Raw genomic sequence first — 19048 nt, 5'->3', positions numbered from 1 at the left:
TTAGCGGACCTCCTTGAAATAGTCAAGCGTTTTTTGCAGGGACTCCATATTTTCTACGTTGAGGCTCTGGATAGCCTTGTCAATACGGCGGTTGAAGCCGCAGAGAGTCTTGCCGGGGCCTGCTTCCACAAAGGTGTCGGCACCGAATTCCTGCATGGTCTTGACGCAGTCAATCCACTTCACAGGATTATCTGCCTGCTTCACCAGGTTCTCCTTGATCTCCTCAGCCTTGGTCTGGAGCTTGCCCGTATAGTTTGCCACTACCGGGAAAGCTGCATCATGGAGAGCTACCTTGTCAAGCTCTGCGGAGAGCTTCTCAGCAGCAGGCTTCATGAGCGTGCTGTGGAAAGGTGCAGAGACAGGCAGAATCACGGCCTTCTTGGCACCAGCTTCCTTCAGGGCCTCCACGGCTGCCTCAACACCTGCAGTGGTGCCGGCAATGACCGTCTGGCCCGGGCAGTTGAAATTCACGGCCTGCACTGCACCCTTGGCTGCCGTTGCCTTCTCGCAGGCATCCACGATGACCTCATCAGAAAGGCCGATGATGGCAGCCATGCCGCCCTCGCCTACAGGTACAGCCTCCTGCATGAACTGGCCGCGCTTGTGCACCAGTACCACTGCATCCTGGAAGGACAGCACGCCTGCTGCCACCAGGGCGGAATACTCGCCCAGGCTGTGGCCGCCAGCCACCTCGGGCTGAATGCCATTTTCCTTCAATACTTCATTGGCAATGACGCTCATGGTGAGGATAGCAGGCTGGGTATTGGCCGTGAGCTTCAGGTCCTCTGCAGGACCCTCAAAGCACATATTCATAATGGAATAACCAAGAGCTTCGTCTGCTTCCTTGAAAATCTTCTTGGCTACATCATAATTATCATAGAAATCCTTGCCCATGCCGACAGCCTGGGCACCCTGACCGGGGAATACAAATGCCAGTTTATTCAAAGCAATGCCTCCTAGAAAGATAAGCAGGAAACTTCTTATTGCAATAACCTATTACTTGCAGGTTTCCTCAATGCCAGTGATGACCTTGGGCAGGCCGTTCACGATATCTTCAATGATGGTCTTGACGGGCTTGATGTCATTCAGCATGCCGGAAATCTCGCCAATCATGACAGAACCGTTCTCCACGTCACCTTCATGGGTAGCGCGGCGCAGGCTGCCTGCACCCAGCTTCTCAAGCTCCTCAGCAGGTGCCTGGGCGGCCTCCATCTCCTCGTACTTGCGGGAAAGCTTGTTGGCCAGCACCCGGGCAGGATGGCCCAGGGAGCGGCCGGTGACCACAGTGGAGCGGTCCTTGGCCTTCAGCACCATCTTCTTGTAGTTCTCATGGGCAATGCACTCCTCAGAGAGGACGAAGCGGGAACCCATCTGCACAGCCTGTGCCCCCAGGGCAAAAGCTGCTGCCATGCCGCGGGAGTCTCCGATGCCGCCGGCGCCGATGACAGGCACGTCCACGGCATCCACCACCTGGGGCAGGAGCGCCATGGTGGTGATTTCACCGATATGACCGCCGGACTCAGTGCCCTCAGCGATGACAGCGTCAGCACCGATGCGGGTCAGACGCTTGGCCAGAGCCACAGAAGCCACCACGGGGATGACCTTGGTGCCGATTTCCTTCAGGGCGGGCAGATACTCGCCGGGATTGCCAGCGCCAGTGGTGACCACGGCCACGCGCTCGTCGATGACCACCTGCATGACCTCCTTGACAAAGGGGCTCATGAGCATGATGTTCACGCCGAAGGGCTTGTCCGTCCAACCCTTGCACTTCTGGATCTCAGCCCGGAGGATATCAGGCGGCATATGGCCTGCACCAATGATGCCCAGGCCGCCGGCATTGGATACTGCCGAAGCCAGCTCAGCCGTGCCGATCCAGGCCATACCACCCTGGAAAATCGGGTACTTTATGTTGAGTAGCTTACAAATCGCATTGTTTTCAAACATCAATCATTATCCTCCTTAGAGCCGTCAGTGACCAGCTGCTCCTCTTCCTGGAGTGCCTCCTGGATATGGGTGAGGACGCTCCCTTCCACATAGTCTTTCGCCACGCCGATGGCGCTGCAGATGGCCTTCGCATTGGATGAGCCGTGGCTGATAAGGCAGCAGCCGTTAACGCCAAGGAGGGGCGCGCCGCCGTACTCGCTGGCATCCAGCTTCTTGCCCAGCTTCTTCAAAGTGGGCATCAGCAGGAGTGCTCCCAGCTTCGGCAGTATGCCTCCTTCTTTCACGGCATCCTTAATCAGCTTCATGATGGTCTTTGCCAGACCCTCACCAAATTTTAGCACAACATTGCCAACAAATCCATCACAAATTACGACGTCGAAATTCCCCTTGGGAATATCCCTGCCTTCTGCGTTGCCCTGGAAATTGATGGTGTGCATGGTCTTCAGTATCTGGTAAGTAGCCTTGGCCTGCTCGTTGCCCTTGGTTTCCTCCTCGCCGATATTCAGGAGGCCCACCCGGGGGCTCTTCCTGCCGAAAACATATTCGGCATAGATGGAACCCATGATGCCGCTCTGCACCAGATGCTCCGGCTTGGAATCAACATTGGCGCCGGAGTCAAGCAGGAGAGTCACCCCCTTGGGGGTTGGCATGGGGGTGGCAATGGTAGGACGGCCTATGCCCTTGATGCGGCGAAGGATCAGCTGGGCTGCCGTCACAGCTGCCCCGGTGCTGCCTGCGGAAAGTACCGCATCGCACTCGCCGTCCTTCACCAACCTGGTAGCCACCACTACTGAGGAATCTTTCTTCGTGCGCACAGCGTCAGCAGGATGTTCATCCATCCCGATGACCTGTGTGGTGTGATGAATAGTGATGCCCAGTTTCTCCCAGCCATCTTCTCTTTTCAATACCTCACGAATCTGAGGCTCATCTCCCACCAGTACGATCTCACAGCCATATTTTTTTGCTGCCCTGACTGCACCAAATACAATCTGTTCCGGCGCATAGTCTCCGCCCATGGCATCGACTGCAATCTTCACGCTGCCGCCTCCCAATAAATCAACTTCAATTCTCTCCCCAGGAAACCATTATAAACTTGGCTCTGAAAACTTCCTGAGTTTCATTGCGGGTCTTCACCCAGACAAAATACTTATTGCCCCGCACCCTTACGATCTCTGCCTTGGCAATAAGTTTTTCGCCCACATGCACAGGCACCTTGTACTTGACGTTGGCCACTCCCGTCACTGCCATAGGCGCATCAATCACCGCTATGGCCAGGGAATTGGCCTGTGAGAACATGTACTGCCCCTTGGCAATCTGCGTCTTGGCGAAAACCATATCCTCAGTGATGCGCAGGAGAGAAATCCCCGAATGACCCAGTTCCAGGTCGATAAGCTCGCCTACCACTTCACCGCTTCTGAGCGCCTTCACCTTGTTCTGAGCCGTTTCCGCCATCTTGCGGATACGCCCCCTGAGTTCCGGGATGCCCAGCTCCAGCCTGTCCAGCCTGATGGTCTGGACACTGACGTCCAGATTCTTGGCCAGTTCCTCATCAGTGAGGAAAGGCTTGTCCTTCACCTGAGCCAGCAAAAGCTGCTGCCTCTCCTTCTTCTTCACCCGTGCCATGTTCTCACCTCCTTTTAGTACCTGCTGCTACTATCTCATATAATGGACTATTATAAAGGGTATGTCTTAAAAATGCAAGGGTCATGTGTCATGAAAATAAAGTTGTTCGACTGTACATTCTTGGTGGACAGACTTAATATTGTTATACTTACGATCAGTTTTTTCATATAGGAGAATTGCGTTTCTAGCAGATCTTACCTCCACCGCTTGCGGGGGAGGGGGACCGGCGAAGCCGGTGGAAGGGGGAATCGAAGTCGTAACGTTACCCTCACACCCCTTCCACCGCCTAACGGCGGTCCCCCTTCCCCGTTTCACGGGGCAGGTAAGACCTACGATTTACGAAACAATTCTAAAATCAGCTATTCTCGCGCACATGAAAAAAGAGCAGAACCTCGCGGTTCTGCTCTATATAGCCTTACTCAGCGGCTGCGATGACCTCTTTGCCATCATAGTAGCCACACTCAGTGCACACATGATGCGGCATCTTGGGCTCGTGGCACTGGGGGCAGGAAACGAAACCAGGGGCCTCCAGCTTCCAGTTGGCACGGCGGCTGTCACGACGAGCCTTGGACATTTTACGCTTTGGAACTGCCATGTCGGATACACCTCCTTCAAGGTACTTCTATCAGTCTTCCTTATTTATCAGTTGCTGTAATGCTGCCAGGCGGGGATCCGGGACGAAGCGGTCGCAGCCGCAGTCGCCTTCATTGAGGTCAGCCCCGCACACCGGGCAAAGGCCCTTGCAGTCGGGCCGGCAAAGATTGCTGAGGGACTGGGCTGCCAGGACGGTATCCCGAATCATATCCGTGATATCAACATAGTCCCCATCCACCATCAGGCCTTCAGGGTTCTCTTCCCCAGCTTTCTGGAATTCCTCCTCAAAGCTGAGAACCTGCTCTTCCTCACAGTCCTTCAGGCAACGGTCACAGGTAAAAGCCTTGACCGCCTTGATTTCCCCAAAAACACGATAACAGACGCCCGTATAGACCAGGCTGCCCCGGACACTGATTTCTCCCACAAAGGAAAAATCCTCCCCCGTTGCCCCCAGCTCTTCTGCGGTCGTCTGATAGGCGAAGGGAATCTCCTGTCCCAGGCTCCCTGCCGCCTCAGCAATACTCATTTTCATCATTTCAGCATCAACCTCAGATATTTTAACACCATTGTTCTGATTTTGCAACATCATTTTGTCCTCCCTCACGGGAAGACTTAATCTCCCAGCCTTGCTTCAAAGGCGCGCATAGCTTCCTGCTGCACAAGTTTCAGCGGCACTTTCTTCTCTCTGGCCGCCCGGCAGCAGTCCTCATACTCAGGAGCCACATTGATGAGATGGCCGCCATAAGCACTGACCTTGCAGGTAATATCCCCATATTTGGTATCCACTTTAGCCAGATGGCGGTCAGCTTCCAGCCTTTCTTCAATGCGCCGCACCCTGATGCCTATGCTGGTGGTTTCCCTGAAGATAATCCTGGCACAAGCGTCCTTCTTATCCTCGCTCGCCAGCACAGAGAGCATCTGCCCCGGGCGGTTTTTCTTCATATAGATAGGAGTCGTCCACACATCCCTGGCCCCGGCCTCAAAAAGCCTGTCATAGAGATAGCCGTAAATCTGGGGATTCATGTCATCGATATTGGTTTCCAATAGCAGAAGATTATCTGCTGCCCTGACCTCTTCCTGCATGAATATCGCCTCCCGGCATGAGCCTGTGCCTTACTCTTCAATAGGCTGGGGAGCCGCAGCCGGATGATTGTTCACCGGATGTGGCTGGTTCATCTGGCTCTTGGCCTGCTGCAGCACCGTCAAAGCCTGCTGCAGGCCGGTCTCAGCCTGACGCACACCCTGGAAGGTGCTGCTGACATGGGCGATGAGCTGGTCAAAGACCTGATTGGCATAGCTGTCGGCATCACTCTGCAGCTGGGTGGCATTGGCCTGGGTGCGCTCCATGATCTCCCTGGCCTGGGACTGAGCCTGCTCCATAAGGGTGCGAGCCTTTTCCTGGCTCTCCGTCACCGTGGCTTCAGCCTGACTGCGGGCTTCGGCCATGATCCTTTCTGCCTCGCCACGGGAGTTCCTGATGATTTCCTGCTCATCCGTAATGCGCTGGGCGTATTTCTTGGCCTCTTCCACAATGCGGTCAGCTTCCTTCTGAGCTTCCTCAAGTATGGCATTCTTATTGGCCTTGATGGCATTTGATTCTTCCAGCTCGCTGGAAACATCATGGCGCAACTCATCCACATAATGGATCAGGTCGCCATCACTGACCATGGTCTTTTCCGTGAAAGGCACGCGACGGGCCCCAACCACCAGATTCTCTATCTTATCCAATGATTCAAAAACTGACATAAATATTGCTCCCTTTCTTTTCCCTAAATTTATCCACCTGTCAAGCCCCTGGACAACCAGCCAGAAACTGTATTTCAGAAATCACATCTTTTCATGATGCTCCAGAATAGCCCGCTCCACACAATCTGGCACCAGGCCGTGTATCTCTCCGCCGAAATGCACCAGTTCCCTTATCCCTGAAGAACTGACAAAAGAGTATTCCGGGCGGGTAAGCAGGAACACCGTGTCAAGCTTCTTGTCCAGATGCCTCAGCATATAGGCTTCATTCTGCTCATATTCCAAATCCTTCACGGAGCGTACTCCCCGGACGATGATATGGGCGTCGTGCTCCTCCATGTATTTGGTCACCATCCCCGAGAAGGAATCCACCTTCACATTGGGCAGGTGTCTGACAGCTTCCTCAATCAGCGCAACGCGCTGTTCCACTGGCAGGAAAGGCTTTTTAAGCATATTGTTGAAGACGCAGACAATAAGCTCATCAAACATGACACTGGCCCGCTCAAATATATCAATGTGGCCGTTGGTCACCGGGTCAAAACTCCCGGAGCAGATGGCTCTCTTCATTCTCCTGCCTCCTCACAAGCTGCCAGATAATCTTTTCGCTGGAAGAAACTCAGCTGGGTGGTGTGCCCATAGCGCTTATTCAGCACCAGCTGGAGCTTCTCCAGCTGCGGGTACTCATTTTCATCAGCCCCGTGCTCCACCACCAGTATGCCCTCATAGGCAAGCACATCATTTTCATCCAGGACCTCCAGCGCCCTTTCCCATAGTCCCCGATGATAAGGAGGGTCACAGAAGATCAGGCTGAAGCTGCGGCCGGCGGCAGAGAGGCGGCTGAGGGCGCTGTACACATCACAGCCCATGACCTCGGCCCTGTCTGCCAGACGAGTGTGGCGGGCATTCTCGCTGATCAGGCCTGCGGTGGCCTTATCCACCAGCACGGCCCCTTCCGCCCCCCGGGACAGGGCTTCCAACCCCAGGCTGCCGGTACCGGCAAAGATATCCAGCACAGTCCGGCCCTCAATCATCCTGCCCAGGATATTGAACAGGGATTCCTTCACCCTGTCGGCTGTGGGCCGGGTGTCCTGCCCCTTGGGGGTCTTCAGTTTTGCGCCCCGGGCGCTGCCCGTGATAATCCGCATTTCCTGCTCCATTCCGGCGGTGCCTGCAATGGTTGCACCCGCCAATCTTCTTACACAGAAAACATTCTATCATATTTTTTCGTTTTCGTGAACAGTTCTATGACGTATAATATCATATATGTATGGTTATTCATCCACAAATTCAGCAAAGGAGCCTTGCCTTGCTTAAAAATAAAAACCTTGCCTCTCTCACTCTTATCCTGCTTATAACAGCTTTCGCCTTAGGCGTCTGGCACTTGCACACCCCTGCTCCCGCTGGCAGCCCCCTGCCCCTGCCCCAAATCCCTCCAAAGGCAAAAATCACCCTGCTGCCCCTGGATGGCCGCCCTCCCTGCCGCCAGTTTGTCATCAATGGCGGCAGGATTGCAGGGCTTGAAGTTTCCGTGCCTCCAGGCGAACTGCAAGACTACTACTCACTGCCAGGCAACACTCAGGGCATGAAAGACTGGCTGATGAACGACCTCAGCGATTCCTCCGCCGCCCTTATCTCCATTGACCAATTGCTCCACGGCGGGCTGCTGGCTGCCAGAGAAAAAAATGCCAGCCATGCAGAAGTGGACAGCCTGACAGCATATCTGAGGAACCTGCACGAAAAATATCCCGCTGTCCCTCTCTACGCCTTTTCCATCCTGCCACGCCTCACACCCCAGGACAGCATTGACGGCTACCAGGAACGGAAAGACCTGATAGCCTACTCCCGCCTGGCCGGCAGGAAAGCCGCCGGGCTGGCAGTTGATGAAAACGAACTCAGGCGGCTTGAAGAAGCCATCCCGCCCCAAAGCCTTTCAGCCTATCTGGCCCACTTCAAGGAAAATGAATACCTCAATCAGAAACTTATCGACCTGACCAGGGAGGGCATACTCACCAAGCTGGTCCTGGGACAGGACGACGGCGAAGCCTACAGCATTCCCAATATAGAGAAAAGCGCCCTGCTGGGCTACATAGCTGCCAGCGGCCTGGACAGCTCCCGTGTATTCCTCACCCACGGGGCAGACGAGATTGCCCTGACCCTGCTGGCAGGCATCGAAAATCAGCGCACAGGCTTTGCTCCCAAAGTCTGCCTTGACTGCAACACCCCGGAAACGCTGCAGAAGATCATGCCCTATATGGCTGTGGACATGGAAACCACCGCCCGGGAGAAGATTGCCCTGCTGGGAGGCGAAGAAACCAACAACCCCGAAGAAGCAGATTTCATTCTCTTTATGTCAGCCATAGACAACAAGGAGGATACCTTGAAAAGCCGGGCAAAAAGCACCGCCCGACTGAATAAATATCAGCTGGCAGGAAAGCAGCTGGCCATCGTTGACCTAAGCCAGCACTTCACTGGCAGCGAATGCCTTTTCCCCCAGCTCCTTGAGGAAGATTTTCCCGTCAGCAGCCTTGCCGCCTACTCCGGCTGGAACACCGCCAGCAACTCCATCGGCACCGCCAGCAGCCAGGCCTCTCTGTACCTAGCCGCCCTCTCAGCCTGTGAGGACAAAGACGAAGCCGTGCAGACGGCCTACGCCCAGAGCGCTTTCCTGCAAGGACGGATCATGGAAGACTACTACTATCTCAAGCAGGACATCGACGAAGTGAACAACAGCCTGAAAAAGGCCGGCTACACCAACACAGCCGACCTTGACCTGGAGCACAACTACCGCTGGGCCACCGCCATGCTGCAGAAGTCCCTCAACGGACATCTGTCAGCCTACCAAAACACCCGTGCCGCCCGCACCCCCTACCAAGTGGCATGGCAAAAGGGCGAGCTCACGCTCGCCCTCCATCATCTGAAGATAGACGCATCATTCCCCTGGCCCCGCACCTTTGAGGTTAATCTGCTGGCGTATCCAGAACTGCATCAGATACCTTAACCTGTCTGCCAATGGTGTAACGCCGAAGAAGATGTTGCCCTTTAAAAAGTCAGCCGCCAAATGGAGCGGCTATTTTCTTTTCGTTTATTCTGTTGTAAAATATAGTAAATAGTGATTTAGTAAATCATAATTTACTAAAAAGGAGATAAGAAATATGCAGCAGTATGATTTCATTGGAAGAGAAAAGGAACTGGCCAGATTAGATAAAATGTACGACAGCCAGACACAGGAAGCCACATTGATTTATGGGCGGCGACGTGTAGGCAAAAGCGAACTGATAAAGCAATTTGTCCAGCAACACGTTGATGATGCCATATATTTTGAGTGCAAGCAGACTACTGAATCAAATAATGTAGCAACTCTTGGAGAATTAGTTTCCGATAAAATGCAACTTCCCCCTCTAGGATTCGCTAATATAGAGCAATTGCTAGATTTCGTGTTCAAGCAGGCCTGTGCGAGAAAGATTATCCTGGTCTTGGATGAGTATCCTTATCTGCAAAAGATAGTAACCGGCTTGGACAGCATCTTGCAGGCACTGATTGACAAGTATAAGAACCATTCACAGATCAAGCTGATATTATGCGGTTCCTTTGTGGACACCATGAAAAAACTGCTCCTGCGGCATAATCCTTTGTACGGGCGTATTTCTACAGTGCTCAATCTGAAGCCAATGAACTACCTGGAGTCAGCAAACTTCTATCCATCTTTTTCCCGCGACGACAAGGTGCGGCTCTATAGTGTGTTTGGTGGAATCCCTTACTACAACAGCCTCATAGATGAGCACCTGTCAGTCAAAGAAAACATCATGGAGCTGCTTGCCCTGCCAGGTGCCCGCCTGGAAGACGAAGTTTCCATGTACTTAAGCACTGAGCTTGCCAAGATAAACAGTGCCAATGAAGTGTTTGAGGCCTTGACCAGAGGCTTTTCCAAGTTTAGCGATATCCTGTCCCAGTCCCACTTATCCAGCAGCGCATTATTATCTGATGTCTTGAAAAAACTGATGCTGATGGATATGGTTGACAAAGAAGCCCCCATAAATGACGCTAACAATAAGAAAAAGGCTGGCTATTTCATCAGCGACAATATGTCCATGTTCTTTTATCGGTATATTTTTCGCTATGCCTCCCAACGGCGCATTATGAATCCCGAAATCTTCTACCAGCGTTACATTGAGAGTGATTTTGAGCAATTCTATGTACCCAAAAGGTTCGAAGACATTTGCAAGCAGTTCCTTATCCTGAAAAATCAACAGGGCGAAATGGATGAACCTTTCGAGGCCATAGGCAAATACTATTACGATCTGCCCAAGGAGCATAAAAATGGCGAATTTGACGTAGTGACCAAGGATGACCGTGGCTATGCTTTCTATGAGGCAAAGTTCCGTGATGCCCCTGTTTCAAATGCCATGATAGAAAAAGAAATCCAGCAAGTGAACTCGAGCGGCTTGTACTGCTATCGCTATGGATTCTTTTCTAAGTCAGGGTATGAAGAAATTTCCCGCTCTGATGTGGTCAAATATACCTTGGATAACCTGTATCCTGAGCACCTATAAAGCTGCAAGCAACAAAGCTGCTTGAACGTAATATGACAGTCAGCAAAAGCCGCCTCGCTGAATAAAGCCAGCAAGGCGGCTTTCTCAGTATATGCTGTTATGAAGATTTACTTTATCTTCACCAACTCATACTCCCGGGAACCAAGCCCGATCTTCTCCGCGTGCTCCAAAGTTTCCTTCCAATGCACGTTGGGATTGCTGTCCATGAAGTGGTCGTGATGGCACTGCCAGTCGGGCTTCTTCAGATTGTCTGACAGCTGGCTGTTGGGCATGGGCTCTGCCTGCTGGCAGGCATCAACGCAAGCCTGGTCCAGGGCCACCGGGTCAAAGGAAGCAAACATGCCGATATCCGGCAGGATGGGGGCATCGTTCTCCCCGTGGCAGTCGCAATTGGGAGATATGTCCCTCACGATATTGATATGGAAGCAGGGACGGTCCTGGCAGACAGCCTGGGCATACTCTGCCATCTTCCTGTCCAGCAGATTGCCCGCATCCCACTGCACAGTCTCGATAGCATCGAAAGCACAGGCCCCAATGCAGCGGCCACAGCCCTTGCAAAGGTCTGGATTGATATAAGCCTTGTTATTCTCATAGGTGATGGCATCGGAGCCGCACTCCCTGGCACAGCGGCGGCAGCCCTTGCAGAGTTCTGCGTTCACCTCTGGTTTGCCGGAAGAATGCTGCTCCATCTTTCCTGCTCTGCTGCCAGAGCCCATACCGATGTTCTTGATGGCACCACCGAAACCAGTCATCTCATGGCCCTTGAAATGGGCCAGGCTGATGAAAACATCCGCATCCATGATGGCCCGGCCAATCTTGGCCTCCTTGACATACTCACCATTCTTGACAGGCACCTCAGCCTCATCCGTACCCCTGAGACCATCGGCGATGATGATCTGGCAGCCCGCCGTGAGAGGATTGAAGCCATTGATATTGGCGCAGTCCAAATGCTCCAGAGCATGCTTGCGGCTGCCGGGATAGAGGGTGTTGCAGTCCGTCAGGAAGGGGATTCCCCCTGCTTCCTTCACCATCTCTGCCACAGCCCTGGCATACTGTGGACGCAGATAAGCCATATTCCCCAGCTCACCGAAATGCATCTTGATGGCGGTGAACTTGCCCTGGAAGTCAATCTCCTTGGTCATGCCCGCCACCTTGCAGAGACGTTGCAGCTTCTGCATCAGGTTGGTCTGCAGGTCAGTGCGGAAATCCGTGAAATAAACCTTTGCCTTTGACATTTGGGACTCTCCTTTTACTATAAGCATACACTACACATTTAATTCAATTATAACACAAATGTTCTTATTTTTCCAAAGATAATATTTATTTCTCAAGGTTTATTTGCCTATCAAAATAGTAGATAAAAGAGTAGACATTTATCCCGTTTATATATATAATAGCAAGCAAGTCATTTATTTTTCATTTTCAACTCAATTATGCAATTATCCGTACACGTGAAAGGAGCATTCTTATGTCTGAAAAGAACAACCTGCGCGAACAGGCCCAAAACATCATTCAGACCAGCCGAAAGCAAGGCAATGGCAAAACCTTCCTGCTGTGGCTGGGAGCTTTGATCCTGGGTGCCATCCTGGGCTGGGTAGGCCCCGCCCCCTTGATTTCCTTCTTCGATTTCATCGCCACGGTGTTCACACGGCTCTTCCAGTTCATCGCCGTGCCCACCATCGCCCTGGCTGTCATCACCACCCTCTCCAGCCTGGGAGCACAGAAGGAGACCCGCAAGATCTTTGCCCGGGCCCTCTCCTACACCCTGCTGACTACGTTCGCGGCGGCAGCAGTGGGCCTGCTGCTCTACCTCTGGATTGAGCCTGGCAATCTGCCCGCCGAGGCCATCGGCGCAGGAGCCAGCGCCATTCCCATGGACAAGGTTGGCTCCCTCTCCTACTATGACCACTTCCTGAAGGTCATCCCCAACAATGTGCTCCAGCCCTTCCTGGCTGGCAATGTGCTCTCCGTGCTCTTTATCGCTGCCGCCGCAGGCCTGGGGCTGGCCTTCATGCCCAGGACCGAGAACCGGGAAGTGCTGCTGAAGGGCATTGCAGGCCTGCAGGAGCTTCTCTTCACCCTGATCCGCGGCCTGCTCTACATCCTGCCCTTCGGCATCCTGGCTTTCTCCGCCCAGCTCTCTGCCCAGATTGAGGCAGGCGTCATCGTAGGCGCCCTGGGCAAATACGTGGCAGTGGTCATGGGAGGCAACCTCATCCAGTTCTTCATCGTGCTGCCTCTGTTCCTGGCTCTCCGGGGACTCAACCCCCTCCAGGTCCTGAAAAAGATGTCCCCGGCCATTGCCGTGGCTCTCTTCACCAAGAGTTCCGCCGCCACCCTGCCGGTGACCCTGGCTACGGCCGAGGAAAACCTCAAGGTGAGTCCCAGGGTTTCCCGCTTCGTGCTGCCCATCTGCACCACCATCAACATGAACGGCTGTGCCGCCTTTATTCTTGTAACGTCACTTTTCGTCATGCAGAATGCCGGTTTTGAACTGACACTGCCCACCATGATTTCCTGGCTCTTCGTAGCAGTGCTGGCCGCCGTAGGCAACGCCGGCGTCCCCATGGGCTGCTACTTCCTGACTCTCTCCCTCATGTCCTCTCTGGGCGCTCCCCTGGGGCTCATGGGCATCATCCTGCCCATCTACGCCGTCATCGACATGATTGAGACAGCAGAAAACGTCTGGTCCGACTCCTGCGTCTGCGCCATGACCAACAACGACCTGAAGGACAGCCTGCCGGAGAGTGCACCGGCATCAAGTTCAATCTGAAATGACATTTGAGCTAACGGCTTCTCTGCCAAATTTGCGGAGAAGCCGTTTTGCTTCTAAAGTCCTATAGCCAAATACTTCCCAGTAAGTTATAATACAGATATATCTGAATTTTCTCTTCTGATAGGAGGGCCACTTATGAATCCGAAAGCCATGTTCAACATTTCCTATGGCCTATACGTCCTCACCGCCAATCTTGACGGCAAGGACAACGGGTGCATCATCAACACCGTCACCCAGGTCACCTCAGCCCCCAACCAGATCACCATTGCCGTGAACAAGAGCAACTACACCCGGGACATGATTGCGGCCAGCAAGAAATTCACTGCCTCCATCATCAGCCAGCAGGCGGACTTCGAGCTGTTCAAACGCTTCGGCTTCCAGTCCGGGAAGAATGTGGACAAATTCGCGGGCTTCACTGCCACCAAACGCCTGCCCAGCGGCGCCCTGCTCATAGACGAAGGCACCAATGCCTATATCTCCGGCTACGTCACCCAGGAAATCGACCTGGGCACACACAGCCTTTTCATCGCCAGCGTCACGGATATGGACGTGCTGAATGATACCCCCTCTGCCACCTACACCTACTACCACCAGAACATCAAGCCGAAACCCCAGGCAGCCCCCAAGAAAGATGGCAAGACCATCTGGCGCTGCACCATCTGCGGCTATGAGTACGAAGGCGATGAACTGCCCGCAGATTTCATCTGCCCCATCTGCAAGCACCCCGCTTCGGACTTTGAGAAGGTAAACTGATGACCGAAAAGAACCTTATTTCCCTGCTGACCAAGCTTGAACGGACACAAGACCTTAGCGATGAGGAATTTGCCTCTCTCCTGGAGGCAGATTCCTCTGCTTTTTGCGCGGAACTTGCCCTGCGGGCCAGAAACACCCGGGAAAGATACTATGGCAAGGACGTATATATCCGCGGGCTCATAGAGTTCACCAACTACTGCCGGAACAATTGCTATTACTGCGGCATCAGGCGCGGCAATGAAAGAGCCCAGCGCTACCGCCTGACCTACGAAGAAATCCTGGCCTGCTGCAAAGCAGGCTATCAGCTGGGCTTCCGCACCTTCGTGCTGCAGGGCGGCGAGGACAGCTATTTCACCGACGAGAGGCTGGCCGGGCTTATCCGCGCCATCAAAAAAAGCCATCCCGACTGCGCCGTCACCCTGTCTGTGGGTGAACGGGAGCGGGACAGCTATGAGAAACTCTTTGAGGCGGGGGCAGACCGCTGGCTACTGCGGCACGAAACAGCCGACAAAGCTCACTACGAAAGCCTGCACCCGGCAGAAATGTCCTGGGAGCACCGCCTGAAGTGTCTGCGCGACCTGAAATCCATCGGCTATCAAGTGGGCTGCGGCATGATGGTGGGCTCTCCGGGGCATACTACGGCTCACCTTGTCAAGGACTTGCGGCTGCTGCAGGAACTGCAGCCGGAAATGGTGGGCATCGGTCCCTTCATCCCCCAGCAGGACACTCCCTTTGCTGACCAACCAGCAGGCACAGCAGAGCTCACCCTGCGGCTGCTCTCCATAATCCGCCTGCTTCTGCCCCAGGTGCTGCTGCCTGCCACTACCGCTTTAGGCACCATCGACCCACAAGGACGGGAAAAGGGTCTGCTGGCCGGAGCCAATGTCCTCATGCCCAACCTGTCCCCTGTCTCAGTGCGGAAAAAATATGCCCTGTACGACAACAAGATCTGCACAGGCGAAGAAGCCGCCGAGTGTATCAGATGCCTTTCAGGACGAGTTGCCTCCACAGGCTTCCATATCGTAAAAGGCCGGGGCGACCACCCCGGCTTCAAAAGAAAAGAGGGACGCTGACGCCCCTCTTTTTGCATGCTGCCATATCTGCCAAAACTTACCCCAGCGCCACATCCAGCGCCATCATCAGCGTAAATCCAAGGGCAAAGGCCAGCACCCCTACATTGGAATGGTGGCCTGAGGACATCTCAGGAATAAGTTCTTCCACCACCACATAGAGCATGGCCCCTGCCGCAAAGGCCAGCAGATACGGAAGCACCGGGATTACAAAGCTGGCCGCCAGGATAGTCAGCAGCCCTCCTATAGGCTCCACCACACCTGAGAGCATGCCCCCCAGGAAAGCCTTATGGCGGCTCATGCCCGCTGCCCTCAAAGGCAGGGAGATGATGGCCCCCTCGGGAAAGTTCTGTATGGCAATACCCACAGACAGCGCCAAAGCTCCTCCCAGGGTAACATCGGCAGTCCCTGAGATCCACCCTGCCAGCACCACGCCTACCGCCATACCTTCCGGGATATTGTGCAGAGTCACCGCCAGCACCAGCATGGCAGATTTTGGCAGCGAGCAGCTGGGGCCCTCTGCCTCCTCCGAGTCCAGATGCAGATGGGGAATGAAATGGTCAAGGGCCAGCAAGAAAAGCGTCCCTGCCCAAAAGCCAATCACCGCAGGCAGGAAAGCCAGCTGCCCCAGCTGCCCCGAAGCCTCCATGGAGGGAATCAAAAGACTCCAGACTGAAGCCGCCACCATGACCCCCGCGGCAAAGCCCATAAGCCCCTTTTGCACAAGAGGATTGAGCTCATCCTTCAGCACATACACCCCTGCCGCCCCCAAGGCAGTGCCCATAAAAGGCAGCAGCAACCCCTGCAATACTTCCAAAGATAACATAAATGCCTCCAAAATCAGATGTCAGAGATAATTTCCTCATTACTATTTCCTCCCCGCAGGAGAAAAATCCTCCCTCCCCCTTAACCTTTGCCACCCAAATAACGATATAATTATATGGAGAAACGGACTTCTATGGCATCCAAAGGAGGAATGGGCCATGGCAAACTCAATCAACAATAATTTCCTGCTTCGCTATAAGAGTACAGAGCAGCTGGGCAAGAACATGTTTAAAGGCAACAAGGAAAAGGCCGCTGAGGCCAAAGATCCTCTGGCCCAGTTCGGCGGCAGCGCCTCCGTGGAGCTTTCCCAGGAAGGACTGGCCTTAGCCGTCCAGCAGAAAAATGCCAAAGATGACAGCGGCGAAGGTTCCGGGGGCGTGAAGTCCGGCGAGGAAGCCCTCTCCCCCAAGGCTCAGGATTTCCTGGCCAAGCTGCGGGAGAAATACGGGGACTATGATTTCTTCGTAGCCGATAATGTAGAAAATCCCCTGGACTTCGACGGCGCCGGCCATAGCAATAAGAGATACTACGTCATCCTCTCCAATGAGGAGCTTGAAAAGATGGCAGATGACGAAGAATACGCGAACAAAGTCATGGGCCAGGTGGAAAAGGCCATCGGCGTAGCAGACAAGCTGGAGAGCGAAGGCAAGCTGGGCGAGGGTGTCTCCTTCAGCAAGATTGCCATCACCATCGATGCCGAAGGCAACATGAAGCTCTTCGCCGAACTGGAGCGTGCCTCCCAGGAACAGCAGGAACGCCTGGAAAAGGCCCAGGAAAAGAAGGAAGAGGAAGCCGCCAAGGCTGACAAGGAAAAGGAAAAAGAAGCAGAAGAAGAACAGCCGCCTCTTTCCCTCCAGCACACGCGAATCGAAGCTGACTCCGAAGATGAATTCTGGGAAAAGATCCTGGGCATCGACTGGAGCAAGATTGCCTTTGACTGAACCATTCAGAAATTTAAAAGGCTTCTGTTGCCGACTATGGTAGCAGAAGCCTTTGTTTTCGTGGCAGGGAAGCTACTCCTCCAGCAACCCCACATATTTTTCCACCAGGACCTTGAGCTCCGCCAACGGAAGCGAGCATTCCCTGTCGGTAATGTCATTGATCACTTTCGCCCCGCCACCTGAGGCTTCCACCCTGAATACATTGCCGGCAAACTCAGCCGGAACAGATGCTTTTTCACAGTCTGACAGGAAAGAAAGCAGCTCTGCTCCGAAATTCTTGGCCTCTGCCAGCAGGAATTCCCCCAGCAGGGCATACTCCCTATCCTCAAAAGCAAAGACCGGCACAGCCTGCCTTCCTTCCCTTTTCACTTTGTATTTCAGCATGGCTACTCCTTCCTGTAGATGGGATAGGCGGTGATAATCTTCTTCTGGTCAGTAAGATACATGTCTATCTCCAAATCTCCGCTATAGCCAATCCACAAATCTCCGTGGGGATTGGACGTGTTCTCCAGGGCATCCTTGTAGGCTGTATTGATGGCATCCACCACTTCCTGGGGTGTCCATTCATCAGGATAGAAGGAACTGAAGCCGTTCTTCTGCACGCCATCCACTTCCACCCTGGCGGTGAAGACACCGTGCCTGTCCTCCTTGGAGCGTGTCCCCGGCAGGATTTTGCCCCTGCTGCCCTCCACCTTGTCATAGTGATACCCAGTGGCCTTGCCCTTCTTGTTGATGGTGCCGTCAAAGATATGCTCCAGTGCGCCCCTGGCAAAGACTTCCGTGTTCCTGAGCCTCTTGATATCCTGCATGGTATAACTTGCCGCACTGCTATCCTTGCCAGTCTCCTGTTTTCTCGCCTCTTCCCTGGCGATTTCCCGCATTCTCGCCGCTTCTCTGGCAGCAGCCTCCTGCTCCCTGGCCGCTGACTTTTCCTCAAGAAGCTTGCGCCCTGCCTCTGCCTGCTGTGACTGCACCTCAGCAGAACTGCTCACCGTGCTGCCGGCCTCCTCCTGCCCTCCGCAACCGGAAGCCAGCGCCAGCATAAGCGTGACAAATACCGCCAGCAGCACACTGCTGCACCATTTTTTCATGCCGTTTCCCCCTCGTATAATCATTTTCCAAGTAAGTATTTCACCCTGCTGCTTGAAAATCCTCCCTCCTGCCACAATAAGCCCTTTCCAACAGCTCTGAGACAAGGTACAATAAGACAGGATTGACTATACATACAAGAGGAAGGGATTATTTCATGGAACTCAAACATCTTCGGACCAACGGCGCAGCTCTGTGCCTTGCCTGCCTGCTTCTTTCCGGCTGTGGCGCCCAGGACACGAACACCAGCAGCCAGGCAGCTGATCCTGCCTCCAGCGCAGCAGCCCAGGCAGAAACTCCGGCAGCAGTACCTGCAGAGGAAAAGAAGGCTTATGTGGTGGTTGCCGATGATCTCAGCAACCTGTCGCTGGACAATGCCGAAACGCCGGTCTATGACCGCTATACCCTGGCCCAGCGCAGGGAGAAGGGCCTGACTACTGCCCTGCCTGCTATCACGCCTTACAAGCAGGGCAAAGTTGCCTACCTGACCTTCGATGACGGCCCCGATGAGAAAAACACGGCAGCGGTACTGGATATCCTGAAGCAGGAAGGGGTCAAGGCCACCTTCTATGTGACTGGCAGGAATGTCAGGAACTTTCCCGACACCGCCAGGCGCATCTTCGAGGAAGGGCATGCCCTGGGCAACCACAGCTATGACCACGACTACAACCGCCTCTACGCTTCTGTAGGCAACTATATCGAAGAAATGGAACAGGCAGATGAGGCCATCTATGAACTCCTGGGGGTACGCCCCCTGATCACCCGCGCTCCCAGCGGCCGCATGGGCAATTTCACCAAGGCCTATGAAGATGCTATCGCCGCCAATGGGTATGTGGAACACGACTGGAATGTCAGCTCCGCCGACACCGCCCCCGGGAACCCCACTGCCCAGGATTTCATCGACAACATTTCCGGTCAGGCTGTCACGGACTGCGTCATCATCCTCATGCACAGCTCCGGCGGCCATGAGGAAACCGTCAAGGCTGTGCCTGAGATCATCCGCATCCTGCGGGAAAGGGGCTACACCTTCGGCGTAGTGACGCCCATGACGCCCCAGCCCTGGTAACTCCTCGGCGCTCCCCATATACATAAAATAAGCACAAACAAGCAGGGCTGCTGCATAAGTGAAACTCTCACTCA

At 54.0% G+C, this 19048-nt stretch carries 21 protein-coding genes; 7 read left to right on the top strand and 14 right to left on the bottom strand.

All coding sequences use genetic code 11. The features are described from left to right. The 10 genes from fabD to rsmD form a co-directional block, all read right to left on the bottom strand. Positions 1-945, bottom strand: coding sequence for an ACP S-malonyltransferase (gene fabD, locus BLW59_RS06630; protein WP_029540601.1), 945 nt, complete (start codon positions 943-945; stop codon positions 1-3). A gap of 51 nt (positions 946-996) precedes the next feature. Beyond that, positions 997-1944 carry an enoyl-[acyl-carrier-protein] reductase FabK gene (gene fabK / locus BLW59_RS06625; protein WP_029540602.1) on the bottom strand — a complete coding sequence of 316 codons (948 nt, stop codon included), beginning with the start codon at positions 1942-1944 and terminating at the stop codon, positions 997-999. Beyond that, a complete protein-coding gene (gene plsX / locus BLW59_RS06620) occupies positions 1944-2981 on the bottom strand; it encodes a phosphate acyltransferase PlsX (RefSeq protein ID WP_074697148.1) in 1038 nt (345 codons plus the stop codon). Before plsX ends, fabK begins: the two co-directional genes overlap by 1 nt. A gap of 25 nt (positions 2982-3006) precedes the next feature. Beyond that, a complete protein-coding gene (gene fapR, locus BLW59_RS06615; protein WP_074697147.1) occupies positions 3007-3567 on the bottom strand; it encodes a transcription factor FapR in 561 nt (186 codons plus the stop codon). 415 nt (positions 3568-3982) lie between these two features. Further along, the gene (rpmF, locus tag BLW59_RS06610; protein ID WP_029540606.1) at positions 3983-4162 is read right to left on the bottom strand and encodes a 50S ribosomal protein L32; all 180 of its coding nucleotides are present in this window, start codon (positions 4160-4162) and stop codon (positions 3983-3985) included. A 30-nt stretch (positions 4163-4192) separates the two neighbouring features. Beyond that, entirely contained in the window at positions 4193-4750 is a 558-nt protein-coding gene (locus BLW59_RS06605) for a YceD family protein (protein WP_318258390.1), read from the bottom strand. 23 nt (positions 4751-4773) lie between these two features. Next, positions 4774-5244 (bottom strand): nickel insertion protein, encoded by a 471-nt coding sequence (gene larC, locus BLW59_RS06600; protein ID WP_074697146.1) that lies wholly within the window; start codon positions 5242-5244, stop codon positions 4774-4776. 30 nt (positions 5245-5274) lie between these two features. Next, the gene (locus tag BLW59_RS06595; RefSeq protein ID WP_074697145.1) at positions 5275-5907 is read right to left on the bottom strand and encodes a DivIVA domain-containing protein; all 633 of its coding nucleotides are present in this window, start codon (positions 5905-5907) and stop codon (positions 5275-5277) included. 81 nt (positions 5908-5988) lie between these two features. Continuing rightward, on the bottom strand, positions 5989-6471 hold the full coding sequence (gene coaD, locus BLW59_RS06590; RefSeq protein ID WP_074697144.1) for a pantetheine-phosphate adenylyltransferase: 483 nt from the start codon (positions 6469-6471) through the stop codon (positions 5989-5991). Then, entirely contained in the window at positions 6468-7049 is a 582-nt protein-coding gene (gene rsmD / locus BLW59_RS06585) for a 16S rRNA (guanine(966)-N(2))-methyltransferase RsmD (RefSeq protein WP_074697189.1), read from the bottom strand. The genes coaD and rsmD overlap by 4 nt, the downstream gene beginning before the upstream one ends. 161 nt (positions 7050-7210) lie before the next feature. Between rsmD and BLW59_RS06580 the strand changes: the two genes are divergently transcribed. Both BLW59_RS06580 and BLW59_RS06575 read left to right on the top strand, forming a co-directional pair. Beyond that, positions 7211-8902: a DUF4127 family protein gene (locus BLW59_RS06580; protein WP_318258389.1), complete on the top strand. Its 1692-nt coding sequence runs from the start codon at positions 7211-7213 to the stop codon at positions 8900-8902. Between the two features lie 154 nt (positions 8903-9056). Beyond that, positions 9057-10454: an ATP-binding protein gene (locus BLW59_RS06575; protein ID WP_074697143.1), complete on the top strand. Its 1398-nt coding sequence runs from the start codon at positions 9057-9059 to the stop codon at positions 10452-10454. A 107-nt stretch (positions 10455-10561) separates the two neighbouring features. On the opposite strand, the gene BLW59_RS06570 is transcribed toward BLW59_RS06575, so the two are convergent. Then, on the bottom strand, positions 10562-11689 hold the full coding sequence (locus tag BLW59_RS06570) for a DUF362 domain-containing protein (RefSeq protein ID WP_029540619.1): 1128 nt from the start codon (positions 11687-11689) through the stop codon (positions 10562-10564). 233 nt (positions 11690-11922) lie between these two features. Here BLW59_RS06570 and BLW59_RS06565 point away from each other — a divergent pair, with 233 nt between their 5' ends. The 3 genes from BLW59_RS06565 to hydE all read left to right on the top strand — a co-directional run bounded on the left by BLW59_RS06565 (position 11923) and on the right by hydE (position 15056). Further along, entirely contained in the window at positions 11923-13227 is a 1305-nt protein-coding gene (locus BLW59_RS06565) for a dicarboxylate/amino acid:cation symporter (RefSeq protein WP_029540620.1), read from the top strand. Positions 13228-13365: 138 nt separating this feature from the next. Then, positions 13366-13983 carry a flavin reductase gene (locus BLW59_RS06560; protein ID WP_074697142.1) on the top strand — a complete coding sequence of 206 codons (618 nt, stop codon included), beginning with the start codon at positions 13366-13368 and terminating at the stop codon, positions 13981-13983. Then, a complete protein-coding gene (gene hydE, locus BLW59_RS06555; RefSeq protein ID WP_074697141.1) occupies positions 13983-15056 on the top strand; it encodes a [FeFe] hydrogenase H-cluster radical SAM maturase HydE in 1074 nt (357 codons plus the stop codon). Before BLW59_RS06560 ends, hydE begins: the two co-directional genes overlap by 1 nt. 37 nt (positions 15057-15093) lie before the next feature. On the opposite strand, the gene BLW59_RS06550 is transcribed toward hydE, so the two are convergent. Then, a complete protein-coding gene (locus BLW59_RS06550; RefSeq protein WP_029540623.1) occupies positions 15094-15879 on the bottom strand; it encodes a ZIP family metal transporter in 786 nt (261 codons plus the stop codon). A gap of 157 nt (positions 15880-16036) precedes the next feature. Between BLW59_RS06550 and BLW59_RS06545 the strand changes: the two genes are divergently transcribed. Then, the gene (locus BLW59_RS06545) at positions 16037-16819 is read left to right on the top strand and encodes a DUF6033 family protein (RefSeq protein ID WP_074697140.1); all 783 of its coding nucleotides are present in this window, start codon (positions 16037-16039) and stop codon (positions 16817-16819) included. Between the two features lie 72 nt (positions 16820-16891). On the opposite strand, the gene BLW59_RS06540 is transcribed toward BLW59_RS06545, so the two are convergent. Next, positions 16892-17203, bottom strand: a complete 312-nt coding sequence (locus BLW59_RS06540; protein ID WP_074697139.1) for a hypothetical protein — start codon at positions 17201-17203, stop codon at positions 16892-16894. Positions 17204-17205: 2 nt separating this feature from the next. Then, complete coding sequence (locus BLW59_RS06535; protein ID WP_074697138.1) at positions 17206-17910, bottom strand: EndoU domain-containing protein; 705 nt, start codon at positions 17908-17910, stop codon at positions 17206-17208. Positions 17911-18065: 155 nt separating this feature from the next. Here BLW59_RS06535 and BLW59_RS06530 point away from each other — a divergent pair, with 155 nt between their 5' ends. After that, positions 18066-18974, top strand: a complete 909-nt coding sequence (locus BLW59_RS06530) for a polysaccharide deacetylase family protein (RefSeq protein ID WP_074697137.1) — start codon at positions 18066-18068, stop codon at positions 18972-18974. Positions 18975-19048 lie beyond the last annotated feature (74 nt).

It is taken from the genome of Selenomonas sp. KH1T6 (assembly GCF_900108415.1).
Taxonomy (GTDB): Bacteria; Bacillota; Negativicutes; order Selenomonadales; family Selenomonadaceae; genus Selenomonas_B; species Selenomonas_B ruminantium_A.
This window is presented reverse-complemented; position numbering and strand designations above follow the sequence as displayed.